14 protein-coding genes are annotated in these 16,753 nt (G+C 28.7%); all 14 read left to right on the plus strand.

Annotation, left to right across the window (positions count from 1 at the left end):
* Nucleotides 1–8 precede the first annotated feature (8 nt).
* The 14 genes from KGF38_RS13400 (at nucleotide 9) to KGF38_RS13465 (ending at nucleotide 16,664) form a co-directional block, all read left to right on the plus strand.
* The gene (locus tag KGF38_RS13400; protein WP_054271947.1) at nucleotides 9–1,217 is read left to right on the plus strand and encodes a type II secretion system F family protein; all 1,209 of its coding nucleotides are present in this window, start codon (nucleotides 9–11) and stop codon (nucleotides 1,215–1,217) included.
* A gap of 14 nt (nucleotides 1,218–1,231) precedes the next feature.
* On the plus strand, nucleotides 1,232–2,944 hold the full coding sequence (locus KGF38_RS13405) for a PilN domain-containing protein (protein ID WP_074180081.1): 1,713 nt from the start codon (nucleotides 1,232–1,234) through the stop codon (nucleotides 2,942–2,944).
* Nucleotides 2,937–3,845: a type 4a pilus biogenesis protein PilO gene (gene pilO / locus KGF38_RS13410; RefSeq protein WP_054271945.1), complete on the plus strand. Its 909-nt coding sequence runs from the start codon at nucleotides 2,937–2,939 to the stop codon at nucleotides 3,843–3,845. Before KGF38_RS13405 ends, pilO begins: the two co-directional genes overlap by 8 nt.
* A gap of 23 nt (nucleotides 3,846–3,868) precedes the next feature.
* Complete coding sequence (locus KGF38_RS13415; RefSeq protein ID WP_074180083.1) at nucleotides 3,869–4,438, plus strand: prepilin-type N-terminal cleavage/methylation domain-containing protein; 570 nt, start codon at nucleotides 3,869–3,871, stop codon at nucleotides 4,436–4,438.
* Between the two features lie 36 nt (nucleotides 4,439–4,474).
* On the plus strand, nucleotides 4,475–5,002 hold the full coding sequence (locus tag KGF38_RS13420; protein ID WP_074180085.1) for a prepilin-type N-terminal cleavage/methylation domain-containing protein: 528 nt from the start codon (nucleotides 4,475–4,477) through the stop codon (nucleotides 5,000–5,002).
* A gap of 20 nt (nucleotides 5,003–5,022) precedes the next feature.
* On the plus strand, nucleotides 5,023–6,561 hold the full coding sequence (locus KGF38_RS13425) for a hypothetical protein (RefSeq protein WP_054277744.1): 1,539 nt from the start codon (nucleotides 5,023–5,025) through the stop codon (nucleotides 6,559–6,561).
* 104 nt (nucleotides 6,562–6,665) lie between these two features.
* Complete coding sequence (locus KGF38_RS13430; protein ID WP_054271941.1) at nucleotides 6,666–7,748, plus strand: type IV pilus twitching motility protein PilT; 1,083 nt, start codon at nucleotides 6,666–6,668, stop codon at nucleotides 7,746–7,748.
* Nucleotides 7,729–8,511 (plus strand): prepilin peptidase, encoded by a 783-nt coding sequence (locus tag KGF38_RS13435; RefSeq protein ID WP_054271940.1) that lies wholly within the window; start codon nucleotides 7,729–7,731, stop codon nucleotides 8,509–8,511. The genes KGF38_RS13430 and KGF38_RS13435 overlap by 20 nt, the downstream gene beginning before the upstream one ends.
* Nucleotides 8,512–8,653: 142 nt before the next feature.
* Nucleotides 8,654–9,265: a prepilin peptidase gene (locus KGF38_RS13440; RefSeq protein WP_227832456.1), complete on the plus strand. Its 612-nt coding sequence runs from the start codon at nucleotides 8,654–8,656 to the stop codon at nucleotides 9,263–9,265.
* 13 nt (nucleotides 9,266–9,278) lie between these two features.
* A complete protein-coding gene (pth, locus tag KGF38_RS13445) occupies nucleotides 9,279–9,839 on the plus strand; it encodes an aminoacyl-tRNA hydrolase (protein WP_021386404.1) in 561 nt (186 codons plus the stop codon).
* Nucleotides 9,840–9,855: 16 nt separating this feature from the next.
* Nucleotides 9,856–13,242, plus strand: coding sequence for a transcription-repair coupling factor (gene mfd / locus KGF38_RS13450; RefSeq protein ID WP_054271938.1), 3,387 nt, complete (start codon nucleotides 9,856–9,858; stop codon nucleotides 13,240–13,242).
* Nucleotides 13,243–13,272: 30 nt separating this feature from the next.
* Nucleotides 13,273–14,268 (plus strand): peptidylprolyl isomerase, encoded by a 996-nt coding sequence (locus KGF38_RS13455; RefSeq protein ID WP_054271937.1) that lies wholly within the window; start codon nucleotides 13,273–13,275, stop codon nucleotides 14,266–14,268.
* A gap of 123 nt (nucleotides 14,269–14,391) precedes the next feature.
* A complete protein-coding gene (gene spoVT, locus KGF38_RS13460) occupies nucleotides 14,392–14,931 on the plus strand; it encodes a stage V sporulation protein T (protein ID WP_054271936.1) in 540 nt (179 codons plus the stop codon).
* Between the two features lie 119 nt (nucleotides 14,932–15,050).
* Nucleotides 15,051–16,664, plus strand: a complete 1,614-nt coding sequence (locus KGF38_RS13465; protein WP_074180090.1) for a polysaccharide biosynthesis protein — start codon at nucleotides 15,051–15,053, stop codon at nucleotides 16,662–16,664.
* The last annotated feature ends 89 nt before the right edge of the window (nucleotides 16,665–16,753 follow it).

Raw genomic sequence — 16,753 nt, forward strand, 5'->3', positions numbered from 1 at the left:
ATGATATTATGAAAAGTTTTAAGTATACAGTGATAAAAGAGGATGGAAAAAAGCAAACTGATGTGATTGAAGCTAATGATTTTAATGAAGCTAGAAATCTACTTAGAAAAAGAAATCTTAGAGTTCTCGAAATTAAAGAAAGTAAAAGTAAAAATATAAGTGTTTTTAGTAGAAAGAGAAAAAAAGACTTAGGAGCTGACCAGATAAGCCACTTTTGTAGACAGTTTGCTATTATAGTATCTTCGGGTATAAATAGTATCTCAGGCCTAGAAACATTAGCCAGAAGGTCAACTAATGTTACCTTGAGAGAAGAAATTAATCGTATAGTGGCAGAAATAAAAATAGGTTCTACTATTGCAGATTCAATGCTTTCATCAAAATCAAAGTTTCCAAAATTACTTGGAGCTATGGTAGCTACAGGTGAGGCCACAGGTAAATTAGATGAAGTATTAAAAAGTATGGCTTCATTTTACTCAAGTGAACATAGAATTAAGCAAAAGCTTAGAAATGCAGCGACATATCCACTAATAGTTTTAATTTCTTCATTTATAATGATTTTTATATTTACAGCATTTATGGTGCCTAAGATGGTTAATTCAATTACAACAGTAGGTGCAACCCTTCCCCTTATAACAAGAATTGTTATGGGGTTTGGTATGTTTATGAAGAAGTTTTGGATAATAGTACTTCTAGCTATTATACTGTCCATTTACCAATTTAAGAAATATTTAAAAACACCAATTGGTAGAGCACATAAAGATAGAGTCATAAATAAGATACCTATTTTAGGAAAAGGAATAAACTGTATGGTAGCTACACGTTTTTCAAGAGCATTGTATCTATTTGTATCAACAGGGTACCCATTAGTTCAGGGACTTGATTATATTATAGATAGTGTAAATAATACCATGGCAGAAAAGATTTTGTCATCAGCTAAAGATGGAATAACAAGAGGTGAGGGCTTAGCAGAAAACTTAGAGAGATATACCTATTTTGATTCTGTATTAGTGCAGATGATAGCTATAGGAGAGCAGACAGGGGAGTTAGAGAATATAAGCAGACAGATGGCCGAATTCTATGAGTATGAATCCGAAATTTATTTAAATAGGATGGCATCAATGATAGAACCTGTTTTAATAATTGCAGTTGGTATTATAGTTGCGGTACTGGTTGTATCAATATTTATGCCAATGCTTAGTATATATGATGCTATGTAGGAGGGAAAGGACAAATGAACAAGGTTTATGTATCATATTATGGCGATTCTATTTCCATAGTTGAGGGCAGATATAAACATGATAAAGATAAGTTTTATATAAAAAATTTTAATGCGTTTTCAATAGAGGATATTGCACAAGATTTTTCTAAGGAAAAGTATGCTCTATTGAGATACGCATTAGAAAATATTAAGTTAAAATCAAGACATGTAGTTTTTTGTTTAAATACAAGAGATGTAATTCTAAAACCCCAAAAACTCCCTAAGATGGATAAAAAGGATTTAGATGGATTTATGAAGCTAGAAATGGATGAGATGATGGCTTTGGAATCAGATGAATATGTGTTTTCATATGAAGTATCTAGTGAAACATCAGATAGTTCAACTGGTGAGGAGTCAAGTCTAAATCTTATCATTGGAGCTATAAAAAAGGAAGAAATAAATGCAATTGTAGAGATAATGCATGAGTTCGATTTAATATTGGATAGAATAGACACATTATCAACAGCTTATTTAAGAATTCTTAAAAATTTGGATTACAACGATATAATGGTAACTAACATAAGTGACAATAGTACAATTATAAATATATATAAGAAAGATACTTTATTTATTAGTGATAATATACCGATAAGAATAACTGCAAAAGATATGGAAATGCAATTATTAAATGTAGTAGAAGAATCAAAAGGTCTTATGAATTACTATTCGTCAAGAAACTTTGGTAAGGTTACAGATACCATATTAATATTAGGAAAAAGATATTCAAATAAATTGATTTATGAGGCTTTTAGTTCTGCATTTTCAAATTATGTTTCTCAAGGTCTTACTGAAATAATGGATATATCTGATATGATAACTGGAGATATAGACGAAGATGATATAAATTCAATTGTAGAGCTTCTAGGAAGTATGATAGAACCTAAAGGTAAAAAGGATTTTGAAAATATAAATTTTTTACCAATGGATATACTCAAAAAACAGATGAAAGCCAAGCAAGTGAAAAACATACTAAAAATAGCACCAATAGTTATTTTAGTTCTTGCTATTCCATATTTATGTTTGATTTTTTCAAATAGCTTAGCTAATAAAGAGCTTGAAAATGTTAATGATGAAATAAGAAGTATTGAATCTGCATATTATCAGATTGGAAATATAGAAAAGATGATACAAAGCAAAACTGAAGAAATAAAAGTATATGATATGTTAATTGGGAAAAAGGTGAAGTGGGAAAATTTATTGGATGATATAGATAAAAATACTCCAAGTAGAGTTGAGCTAACAAGTTTATCAACTACTTATCAAAATTTTGGAACGACTAATAAAACTGAAAACTCAAATAATGATAAAGCTACTACAAATAAATCAAGTAATAATGAAACAAAATCAAACACAAAAAGCAATAGCGATGGAAATAAAACTAGTAGTGATTTAAGTGAAGAGAAGACTACAAATATATCAGAAGCATTAACTGGGGATAGTAAAACTAATGATACAGATACAGAGACTGATGATAAGACACCGTTATATGACAAGATACCAAATATCATAAACATAGAAGGAAATGCTAAAGATTCTTCTTATGTAGGGCAATTTTTATATAAACTAAAGGGATTGTATTATTTTGAGGATGTTAAATTACATAGCATAAAAAATAATGAAGAAGATTCTAATTATACATTTAACATGACATTATACCTGAAAGAAGGTGTATTAACTAATGAATAAAGATATATTTAAAAAAGATATAAAAGACATATTCAAAGTGGAGGTTACTCTAAAAGGAATTCTTATAAAAGTCATAATTTTATTAGCTATTTTATCATATGGCTACTTTGGGCTTTATCCTCAATACCAAAAATATGTTGCTACAAAAAATTCTGTAAAACAATCTACAGAAAAATTAAATACGTATAAAGAGAAAACAGCTCTTATGCCAAAATATGAAAAACAACTTAAGGAAATTGAAAGTGAACTTAAAGAAAAAAGTAAAAACCTTTTATATGATATGCAAGATGGTCTTTTTTTAATAGGTCTAGACAAAAAAATGAAAGCATACAATATAGACTTAACTAGTTACGATGTTGGAAACGTTAGAGAATATGAACATTTTTATGGTATATCAACAACAATAAGTGTTAGAGGTGATTATAGGAACGTCAAGAAATTAATGGCTTACTTAGAAGAACAAAAAAATGTTACTCAGATATTAGATTATACAATGACTTCATATATAGAGCCAGAAAAAGAAGAAAAAGAAACGACAACTAGTAAGGATTTAATTAAAAATGTGAACATAAATAAAGATACAAAAATATATTGGGTAGAAGGCGAAGATAGATGGCACTTATATAATGATTGTCCATTGATAAAAGAAGGAGAAATTCTAAAAAATGATAAGCTTTTAGATAGGTCTACTAGTTATCTATGTAATACTTGTGTACTTAGAGCAGCTACAGAGAAAGAAATACAAAAAGAAGTTGTAGCTCCAGAAGCAGAAGGTGTAGTGGATGCTACATTCAAATTTATAATGTACACTAAGGATAATACTACTATGATACTTGATACAGATAATCCATCTTCATGGAGACCAGGAAAATATAATCCATTTAAGTCTAGTGCAAAATAAAGCTAAATGGGCTTTAAAGATAGGTGATAAACTTGTACAAAAATAATGAAAAAGGTCTTACCTTATTAGAAATAATCGTAGCTGTATTTATATTGACTATAGTTTTAAGTATTTCTTATAAAGTGTTTAATGGTATAACATTAGCAGTAAAGAAACAACAAATCATTACAGATGCTCAAGTAAATGTTAATTTGATTAATAAGTATCTAAATAGGGATTTGGAAAACTGTAAAGAGGTAACCAAAGCTAGCTCAGGTGATAATTATGAATATAATATAGAGACACCAGATAATATTGTAAGGTATGAAGTTTCTATAGAAACCAAAAATAATACAGGAGTATATTCTGTAACGAGAATTCAAGAAAATACTTCTGATGCTGATAATGAAGTTAGAGAAGAAATAATCTCTAATCAACCACTAGTTCAAAATAATAAAGAAATGAAGGAAACACCATTTAAAATAGAGAAGCAAACTGATAAATCTATTTATACTGTAAGTATATACTATAATGAATCAACACAAGAAAATCAGAAAGACAGTGATTTAAACAATAAGACTTATACATTTGATGTTATGTCTAGAATTGGGTAATAAGAATTTATTTAAAAATAAGTAGGTTGATAAAATATGGGTAAAAAGAGTAATGAAAAAGGGTTTTCCTTAATTGAAGTACTGGTAGCCCTGGCTATTATGGGAATTATACTATTTGCATTTTTTAACATTATCAATACTAATAATAAGGCTAACGCTAAAAATGACACAGATATAAGTTCCTTAAACTATGTTCAAAGTGAAATAGAAAATCTGAGGGGAAAAATAAAGAGTGGAGAATTTGATTTTGATAGTTTAGATAAACAAGAAGATGGGAATGTTGTGTATGAAAAACTAATAGATAAGTCAAAAAAAGTAGTGTATGATAAAGTACTTAGTAAGGATGATGTGAGTCTATATGATACTCCATACGAAAAGATTACAACTATAAAAGATAAAAATGGAGATTTAATTGACAAAGAAAGTATTGCAAATAAGATAAAGATTACTGTAGAAGATAAAAATGGTCAAATATATAAAATAACTGCAATTGGGAAAAGTATGAATGACTATTCAAGTAAAAAAGAAGTTAAAATTGTAACTGAAATATTTAAAGATAAATAATTTTACTTGGGGGTGAGATTTTGAGGAAGTGGAATAAATCTAAAAGTGAAAGAGGGGCAGCTTTAGTTTTAGTTTTGGTAGTGGTGGCATTGCTTTCTATTGTGGGATTGACATTTTCAAATCAGATAGCTAATAGAATAAAATCTACAAAGACTACTAATGAGGGTATACAAGCAAAGTATTTGGCAGAAACATGTGTGGAAAATAGTATTGATAAAACATATACAAAATTATATGATGAGCTTGAAAAAATAGATAATGAGTTTAAAAATGAAAATAAAGAAAAATCTATATCTAGGTCAACATTAAGGAATATATCAGAGACAGATATTAATAATCAAGATGATGAAAATCTTCCAGAAGAAAGATTAGGTTATATGAATAATGTAAAGTCTTATTTAAGTAAGGCTTCTTCAGATTTAGAAAAAGCTAGTATAGAGTTAAAAAAATTACAGGATTTAAATATACTTGATGATAGAGATTTTGAAGAAGTAAATATAAATATTCTATCACATAGAGATTCTATATTAGCAATCTTGAAGAATTATACTTCTGGAGATATAAATAAAATAAGTGAAAGTGTTTTGGATGGAGATATAAATTCAACTACGATTACTGAAACAAAGTTAATAAATAATGATATTATTTTAAAAATGTTCTTAGATGAAGGTAAAGTTGAAAAAGAACAATTAAATCCTACATTTTCATACACTTATAAAGCACTAGATAATATTTCCTTGGCAATGCAAAATATGATTGAGTATAGACATACATTTCATATTGATGACCCAAAAGTAGAGGTATCTGATGGAATTCCAAATTCTCAACAATATTATGACTTAATACAAAGTTCTATAATGAATAGTAAGAAATATAATTGGAAGGATACATGGGAGAAATTAGAAGTATTATTGAAAGATTTACCAAATCAAACTGAAGGATTTAATTCCTTAAGAGTTCATTTGAGAAATAATGTAAGAAAATTTGAACAGTTAAGTGATAATATATCTAATGGTAATAAAAATACGGCAGAAGCTTTTTTAGAATATAAAGATTTATTATATGAGATATCAGAACAATGCAATCAGTTAAAAAGTATGTCTTATGAGAAGATACCAGTTAGATATGACAATATGGCTTTGATAACAAACTTCAATTATATACAAAATGATCTTTTAGCAGAAATAAAGTGCAGACTGAAAGAATTAAAACCTCAAGAAGTTGATAAAACAGAAGACACTACTATAAAAATACCTTTTTACAAAGCTGACTATGATATGACAAAAGAAGGTTGGCCAGAATTAAAAGAAAATGGCTCAGGGTCAGAATTGAGTTTAATAGTAACTGGGGATGAAGACGGAATAAAAGAGGTAGAAATTAAAGAAGGACAAGAAAAAATTCTCGGATTAGGTGTTGAAGAAAACTCAAATTCAAAATATGAAGTTGAGGCTAAAGTTAAATTTAATATAAATGTAGATTCAAATATATTAGATAATTATGATATAAAAGACAAAATTTCAATTAGCCATGACATAAGTTCATACAAAAAGGTAAACTAAACACAAAAATACAACTTAGTATAAACGAATAAGTAATAAATTAACTTTGTATATTTATTACTAAAAAATAAGTAAACTAATAAAAGATATGGAGATTAAATATTATGTATATTTATGATTTATTGGAGCAAGGTATAAGACTGAACGCATCAGACATACACATAACGGTTGGAACGAATCCTGTAGCTAGAGTAAAAGGTGGATTTGTAAAGCTAAGTGAGCAGATACTTACACCAGAAATAACAATGCAAATGGCAAAAGACATAGCAGGGGAATCTATGTTTAAAGTAATAGAAGAACATGGAGAAGCTGATTTTTCAGCTTCTCTAAAAACAGGTGAAAGATTTAGGGTAAACTCATATAGACAAAAAGGCGATTACGCAATAGCAATAAGAACTATAACAGCAGAGATACCAACTTTTGAGAAATTAGGTCTTCCAGAAAATATAAGGTCATTTACTGAAAGGCATAAAGGATTAGTTTTAGTTACAGGTCCAACAGGAAGTGGTAAAAGTACAACACTTGCAAGTATGATAAATATAATAAATGAAACACAGCAAAAACATATAATTACACTTGAGGACCCAATAGAATATGTACATCATCATAAACAAAGCTTGGTAAATCAAAGAGAAGTAGGAACTGATACAGAAAGTTTTCACTCAGCTCTTAGAGCTATCTTGCGTCAAGACCCAGATGTAATACTAATAGGAGAGATGAGAGACCCTGAGACTGTGTCAATAGCATTAACAGCAGCAGAAACAGGGCATTTGGTATTTTCAACACTACATACAGTTGGAGCAGCTAAGACAATAGATAGAATAGTTGATATGTTCCAACCATCTCAACAGCAACAAATAAAGACTCAGTTATCTACAGTTTGTGAAGGGGTAGTGTCACAACAATTACTTCCTACAGCTGATGGAAAAGGTAGAATAGCTGCTATTGAATTGATGTTTGCTACTCCAGCAATAAAAAACTTAATAAGAGAAGGAAAAACATATCAGATTCCAAACATGATACAGACTGGGGTTAAAGCAGGTATGAAGACTATGGACCAAGATTTAATGGAACTTTATAAAAACGGAAAGATTACAAAAGATATGGCACTTAGTAGATGTACTGACCAAGAGTTTATGACAAGGATGATAGGTGGAGTAAATTATAATGGACATTATAATCGTTAATTTATACGTATTTATAGTTGGACTAGTATTTGGAAGTTTCTTTAATGTTTGCATTTTTAGGATTCCAGAAGGTATATCTATTTCTAGACCTCCATCCCATTGTATGAGTTGTAACACTAGATTAAAGCCTATAGACTTAATACCAGTACTAAGCTATTTAATAAGTGGTAGAAAATGTAGATATTGTTGTGAGAAAATCTCTAGTAGATATGCTCTAGTAGAATTAATTACAGGAATTTTATTTTTAACAGTGTTTATGATATATGGAATATCTACAACAACCATTTATTATTTAGTTCTTGTGTCTTTACTGATTATAATAACATTTATAGATATTGACCACTTTATAATACCAGATAGAATACTGATTTTTGGAGCTATATTTGCTATAATTTTTAATCTCATTTTTAAAGAAATACCAATTAAGAATTCTATTATAGGAGCTTTTATCTGTGGAGGAAGCGTTTGGCTTATTGTGCTTCTTATTGAATTTATAGTAAAAAAAGAGTGTATGGGTGGAGGAGATATTAAACTATTTGCAATGATAGGTCTTTATATGGGTGTTAAAAATGGTCTTTTGACTGCCCTACTAAGCGTTTATGTAGGTGCAGTATATGGAATTTGTGTGATAATCTTAAGTAAGATAAAGAGAAAGAAATACAATTCTGTTATACCTTATGGTCCATTTATATCAATTGGAGCATTAATAACAATCTTATGTGGGAAACAGTTACTTGAACTTTATTTTTCTATGATTATGTAGAAAATAGTTAAACTTAATCAAGTTTTAATTTTTATAAAAATGAATTAAAGTATTCAATAAGGACAATATTATTATTAACCCTATTACTAACGTGCTGTAGACTATGGAGTATATAATAATAATTTCCTTATTTTTTGCACATTTGATAAATAAATCTCTAGATATTTTTTGTGCTAGAGGAAAGAAAAATCTATATAATATGTTTTTTATTTACATAATAACTGTAGTTTTATCTGTATTAATATATCTAAAGTTTGGAATTAGTGTAGAATGTGTACAATATATGGTATTAATTCCATTTCTAATAATTATATCCATTATAGATTACTACACAATATATGTATATGATATAACAATAGTTAGTGGTATAATAGTTCAAGGTATAATTTTTTTGGTATTTTGTAATATTGTTAAGTTTGACTATATAAATCATATAATTGGACTAGCAATAGGCTTTGTTATACCTTATATTATTGCTAAATTAACAAAAGGATTAGGCTATGGAGATGTAGGTCTCTATAGCTTATGTTGCTTTGCATTGGGAAATAATTATGGTTTTTATGTGATAGTTTTATCATTTATGTTAGCGTTTTTGTTTTTTGTTGTTTTATACATACCTAAAATATTTAAAGGTATAAGCATAAAAAGGCAGATTCCTTTTACACCTTTTATTTCCTTATCGACAATTATAATAATATTTACAGAGTATAATATATTTGATTTTTATTATAGTTTGTTATACAAATTTATATAACAGGAGGTAAGAAATGTACGTAGTAGTAGGGTTAGGTAATCCAGGAAAGAAATATGAGAAGACTAGACATAACGTTGGATTTGATGTTATAGATATTCTTGCAAAAGAATACAACATTAGTGTCACTAAAATAAAGCATAAAGCTTTAATTGGTGAAGGTAGAGTAGGTACTGAAAAAGTATTATTAGTAAAACCACAAACTTATATGAATTTAAGTGGAGAAACATTAATAGATATATATAAATATTATAAGGTTGATTTAAGTAATATAGTAGTAGTATACGATGATATAGACTTAGAGGTTGGAAAAATACGTATAAGAAAAAAGGGAAGTGGGGGAACACATAATGGTATGAAGTCTATAACTAAATGCCTAGGTTCAAATGATTTTCCAAGAGTAAGAGTAGGTGTATCTAAGCCAGCAATTGGGCAAGATTTAGCCGACTTTGTGCTTTCTAGATTTAGAAAAGAAGAATCTGATAATATAAATGAAGCACTAGAAAAAGCAGCATGTGCTATTGACTCAATAATAAGAGAAAATATAGATATGTCTATGAACAAATACAATGGATAGTGAGAGGGAGATTTAAATGAATGATGTTTTTTTATATCCTTTGCAAAATTCAAAAGAGTATAAAGATATAATAAACTGTATAAAAAATACAAAAGGTTCATTATTAGTTAATGGACTTTTACCAGTACAAAAACCTCATATATCTTATTCTATATTTAATGATTTATCACGACAAATGATTTTTATAACTAGTAGTGATTTAGAAGCTAAGAAAGTATATGAAGATTTAAGTTTTTATATTGAAGATAAAGTTGAATATTTAGGCTTTCAAGATATTTATTTTTATCACTTAGATGCAAAGGACAGAAACGAAGAGGCAAAAAAATTAAAGGTATTATTAAAACTGGCAAATAAAGAAAAAATAATATTAGTAACTTCTATTGAAGCGGTTTTAAGAAAATACATACCAAAACAAGTTTTACTTGATAGTGTATCTCATTATAAGGTGGGAGATAGCTTAGATTTAGAAAAATTAACTGAAAAACTAGTTTCATTAGGATATGAAAGAGTTTCAAAAATAGAGGGGTTTGGTCAATTTAGTATAAGAGGTGGAATTATAGATGTATTTTCACTTGAATATACAAATCCAATTCGTATGGAATTATTTGATGATGAGATAGATTCCATACGAACTTTTGACGTATATTCGCAAAAATCAATTGATAAATTACAACAGTTTTCTATTACCCCATCCAGAGAATTTATTTATCCAGAGAAAACTACAGATGCATTAGTTAAACTAAAAAAAGAAACAACTAAGATTACTGATGAAGGTACATTTCAAAATATAGACTATATATCAAGCAAGACTTATTTTGAAGGAGTAGAAAACTATATAGATTATATTTATCCAGAAGAAAACAAAAGTATATTTACTTATCTAGCAGATGATGCAATAGTATTTATAAATGATATAACAAGACTTAAAGAGAGATGTGAAAATTATATAAATGAGTTTAGAGAAAATTATAAACTTAATCTTGAAAGAGGCTTGGCTATTAAAAACCAAGGAAAATTATTATATCATTATACAGACTTAGAATATCTAGTAAAAGACAAGTCTGTAGTTTTAAACTCACTATTGCCAAAGTCTATAAATAATTTTTCTATAAAATCTATAATCAACTTTGAAAGTAGAGAAGTCCCTACATTCAATGGAAAAGTAGATTTGTTAATTGAAGAATTAAATCGTCTGAAATACAATGGATACAAAATAATTTTAGCAACAAATACATTGGAAAGAGCAACTAAGTTGAGTAAAGATTTGTTGGATAAAGGCTTAGAAACAACTGTTTCTAAAGATAGAGATCTTGAAATTAAATCCTCTCAAATTATAATTGTACCTGCACATATAAACAGCGGTTTCCAGTACAAATCCATAAAGTTTGCTGTTATAACAGATAATGAAATGATAGGCGTTTATAAAAGAGCATCTAAAGCGAGTAATAAAAAAGCTAAAAAAGGGAAAAAAATCGAATCCTTTTTAGATTTAAGTGTTGGTGATTATGTAGTACATGAAAATAGTGGTGTAGGTAGATACACAGGGATTGAACAGATTACAGTCAATGCTATTAAAAAAGATTACATGAAAATAGTTTATCAAGGTGGAGATAATCTATATGTACCAATAGACCAGATGGATAAAGTACAGAAATATATCGGTGCAGAGGTAGAAAAAGTTAAGTTAAATAAGCTTGGAACCAATGAATGGACAAAGGCAAAAGCAAAAGTCAAAAAAGAAATTGAGGATATGACAAAGGATTTAATTGAACTTTATGCAAAACGTGAAAAAATACAAGGATATAAGTTCTCAAAAGATACACCTTGGCAGGCGGAGTTTGAATCGTTGTTTCCATATCAAGAGACAGAAGACCAATTAAAAGCAATAGAAGAAACTAAAAAAGATATGGAATCAAGTAAGGTAATGGACAGACTTGTATGTGGAGATGTTGGTTATGGAAAAACAGAGGTAGCTATTAGAAGTATTTTCAAAGCTTGTATGGACCAAAAGCAAGTTGCTGTGTTAGTTCCAACAACCATATTAGCTCAACAGCATTATAATACATTTAAAGAAAGATTTGAAAATTATCCTTTAAGAGTTGAAGTTTTAAGCAGATTTAAAACTCCAAAACAACAAAAACAAATTATTGAAGATGCTAAAAAAGGATTAGTAGATATTTTGATTGGGACACATAGAATAATATCAAAAGATATAAATTTACCAAACTTAGGTCTTGTAGTTATTGATGAGGAGCAAAGATTTGGGGTAAAACATAAGGAAGCTTTAAAGAAAATTAAATCTACAGTAGATGTACTTACACTTTCAGCAACTCCTATACCAAGAACCTTACATATGTCTCTAAGTGGAATAAGAGATATGAGTGTTATAGAAGAACCTCCACAAGAAAGACATCCTGTAATAACATATGTTACAGAGAGTAAGGAAAGTGTAATTCAAGATGAAATAGAGAGAGAATTAAGTAGAGGTGGACAGGTATTTTTCGTATACAATAGAGTTGAGCATATTGAAGAGATGGCAAGCATGATTCAAAAGCTCGTACCAGATGCTAGAGTAGCTGTTGCACATGGAAGAATGACTTCTAAATCATTAGAAAATATAATCCTAGGATTTTTAAATAAAGATTATGATGTACTAGTTTGTACTACAATAATCGAAACAGGTATGGACATATCCAATGCAAATACAATGATTATATATGATGCAGATAAAATGGGATTAGCTCAACTTTACCAATTAAGAGGTAGGGTTGGCAGAAGCTCAAGACAAGGATATGCATATCTCTTATATGAAAAAGACAAAACTCTGAGTGAAATAGCTGAGAAACGATTAAAAGCTGTCAGAGAGTTTACAGAGTTTGGTTCAGGTTTTAAAATAGCAATGAGAGACCTTGAAATAAGAGGAGCTGGAAATATTTTAGGTTCTCAACAACATGGTCATATGGCGGTTATAGGTTATGATTTGTATGTTAAAATGCTTAATGATGCAATTAAAAAGGTTAAAGGTGAGCCTATTGTTGAAGAAATTGATGTTGAAATAGACTTAAGCGTAAATGCATACATTCCAGATAATTATATAAAAGATGAATTGATTAAAATTGAAATGTACAAAAAAATTGCTTCTATTGAAAACAAAGAGGATATGCTGGATATACAAGAAGAACTTGAGGACAGATTCTCTGATATACCTAAACCAGTTCAGACATTACTTACAATAGCTTATATAAAATCGTTGTGTAAAATATTGAAAATAGAAAAAATAAGACAATTAAAAGATGAAATATTATTAGTTCCAATAACAAAGTATAGAACTAAACAGAAAATAGGTTATAATATAGTTACAGAATTAGAAGAATTATTAGAAAAAATGTGCAAGGCAAAATAACTTGTAAATTTAAGAAGGGATGTTTTAAATTTGAAAAAAGTAATAACGTTGGCAATAGCTATGATTTTGGTAGTATCTATGACTGCCTGTAGTTCTAGTAAAGGAGAAACTGTGGCGACAGTTGAAGGGTCAAAGATATCATCAGATGAATTTAAAAAGACTATAGCTCTTTATAAAGATTCTATGGAACAAACTTATGGAAAAGATATATGGGATAAGGAAGTTGAAAAAGGTGTAAAATATAAGGACAAGTTTAAGGATTTAATTCTTGACCAACTTATAACTACAGAAGTAATATATTCTCAAGCTAAAAAAGATAACTTACTTCCTAAAAAAGAAGATGTTGAGAAAAGTTTTAAAGATTTAAAAGATGCTATGAGCAAAGACGAAAAATATAAAGAACAACTTAAAAAACTAGGAATAGATGACGAATTTTTAAGAGACCAACAAGAGAAAGATTTAGCTATGCAAAATTATCAAAGTAGTTTTACTAAAAAGACTAAGATATCAGATGAAGAACTGAAAAAATATTATGATTCACATAAAGATGAATTTAAAAAAGATGAAGTAGAAGCTTCTCATATTTTATTGAAAACAGTAGATGATAACAACAAACCACTTTCAGATGATAAAAAAGCAGAAGCTAAGAAAAAGGCTGAAGAAGCTCTTAAAGAAGTTAAATCAGGTGAAGATTTTGCCAAAGTAGCAAAAAAATATTCACAAGACTCTACAGCAAGTGATGGTGGTAAATTAGGTTTCTTCTCAAGAGGTCAAATGGTTGCTGAGTTTGAAGAAGCTGCTTTTTCTATGAAAAAGGGTGAAGTATCTAATTTAGTTGAAACTCAATATGGATATCATATAATTAAAGTAACAGATAGAGTAAATGAGCAAACTTCATTTGAAGATGCAAAAGAAACTATAAAAGACCAATTATTAAAAAATAAGTATCAAGAGCAAATAGAAAAATTAACTAAAGAAGCTAAAGTAGAAAAAGATGAAAAAGTAATAGATAAAATCACAATCTAAAAACTAAAAAAAGAGTAATATGCTTAAAAAAGCTATATCTAGATAAGATATAGCTTTTTTTGTATATTTTTCTTAACAATGGTAAAAATAAACTTAAAGTAATTTATGGAGGGATTAAAAAATATGAAAGCAACAGGCATAGTTAGAAGAATAGATGATCTTGGAAGGGTAGTTATACCAAAAGAGATAAGAAAGACATTAAGAATTAGAGAAGGAGACCCTTTAGAGATATTCACAGCAAAAGATGGAGAAGTCATACTTAAAAAATACTCTCCAATAGGGGAATTAAATGAATTCTCTCAAGAATATGCTGAAACATTAGCTGAAGTACTAGGATATGGTGTATTGATAACAGACTTAGATTCTATAATAGCTGTATCTAAACTTCCTAAAAAAGATTATAAAGACAAAAGTATAAGTGATGAGTTAGAAGCAATAATAAGTGAAAGAACAGTAAAATATTCAAAAGATAAAAATATTTTACCTTTATTTAAAGAAGACCAAAAAGAATACACTAGTCAAGTTATAATGCCTATAATTAGTGCATCTGGAGACTGTATAGGTTCAATTGTAGTCGTTTCAAAAGATAAAGATACAATTGCAGAGAGTGAAGAAAAATCTTTAAAAATAGCTGCTAACTTTTTAGGAAAACAAGTTCAATAATTTTATCATAAAGACCTTTTAAATGAAGGTCTTTTGAAGTTTTTGTGTAAAATATTGAATATAGCATTAAAAATATGGTATATTAAAGTTTGTTATATAAACAGTATGGAGGTTATGTTATGAACAATAACAAAAATAAAGACTCTTTTTTAAAAGGAGCCCTTATACTTGGACTAGCGGGTGTAATCGTAAAAATAATGGGAGGATTTTTTAGAATTCCTCTTGGTAACATGATTGGTTCAGAAGGAATGGGATACTATCAGGCTGCTTATCCTGTGTATACTCTATTTTTAACATTAGCTACTGCTGGATTCCCAACAGCTGTGGCAAAGTTGGTTTCAGAAAAAGTTGCTGTTGGAAATTTTAAAGGTGCAAATAAGATATTTAAAGTATCACATACAGTTTTATTTATTACTGGAATAATATCATTTTGTATATTATTTTTTGGTGCTGACTACATAGTAACAAACGTAATGAAAAATCCAGGTGCATTATACTCTATGAAAGCTATTGCTCCAGCATTGTTATTTGTTCCTGCAATGTCTGCATATAGAGGATATTTTCAAGGGAGACAGGATATGACTAAGATTGCTGTGTCTCAAGTTGCAGAGCAATTTTTTAGAGTTGTATTAGGTCTTACTTTGGCTTATTTACTTATGAAAAGTCTAGGTCAAACTTTTGGGGCGGCTGGTGCTATATCAGGAGCTACAATAGGTTCAGTAGCATCTATGATTTATTTGATGTTTGCTTATATACTAGGGAGAAAAGAGCGTAGAGCAGAGATAGATGCAAGTCAAAGATTTAAAGATGAGAGAGTTTCTTATATTTTTAAAAAGCTTTTAACTGTTGCTATTCCTATAACAATAGGAGCATCAGTAATGCCACTTGTGAATATGATAGATAATGTTATCGTGATAAGAAGACTTATGGAAGCAGGCTATACATACAAAGTAGCGAACTCAATGTTTGGTCAGTTAACAGGTATGGCAATGGCCACAATAAATTTACCAGCAGTTATAACAACTGCAATGAGTATGAGTTTAGTTCCAGCAATTTCTAAAGCATATGCATTAGGAAACAAGACAAAAGCTAGAAAAGATACTAAGAGTGCAGTTAAGGTAACTCTACTTATAGTATTACCTTGTGCGTTTGGTATGGCTTCTTTAGCAATACCAATAATGGGTCTTTTGTTTCCACATGAACCATCTTCTGTAGGAACTATTTTATTTACTCTTACTCCATGTGTATTATTTTTAGGATTAATACAAACATTAACTGGTATAATTCAAGGTATGGGAAAACCAATAGTACCTGTAATTGCCTTATGTGCTGGTATGTTATGTAAGATTGTGATAAGTTATACTTTAACAGGAATACCAGATATTAATGTATTAGGCTCTGCATTTGGTACAGTTACAGCATACTTTGTTGCAGCTATGATTAACTTGTTATACGTTAAAAAGCACATGAATGTAAGCTTCCCTAAAAAAGAATTTATAATAAAGCCATTTATAACAGTTTTGACAATGTTTATAATGGTTAAATTGAGTTATGGAGCTTTAGTTGGATTCTTGGGAAATAGTATATCTACAATAATTGCAATATGTGTTGGTGGAATTGTATATGTAGTAGTTATACTTGGAATAGGTGGAATTAAAAAAGAAGAGATTTTGACTATGCCAAAAGGTGATAAATTATATAAATTGTTAAAAAAAGTTAAGCTTATAAGATAATATAGGAATATATATGCAAATAAAGGAAATACTATACAAATAGTAAAGCTCCTTATTTGTATAATAATATAAAAATAAAGTGAAATTTG

This window comes from Clostridioides sp. ZZV14-6387, assembly GCF_020657835.1.
GTDB classification, from domain to species: domain Bacteria; phylum Bacillota; class Clostridia; order Peptostreptococcales; family Peptostreptococcaceae; genus Clostridioides; species Clostridioides difficile_A.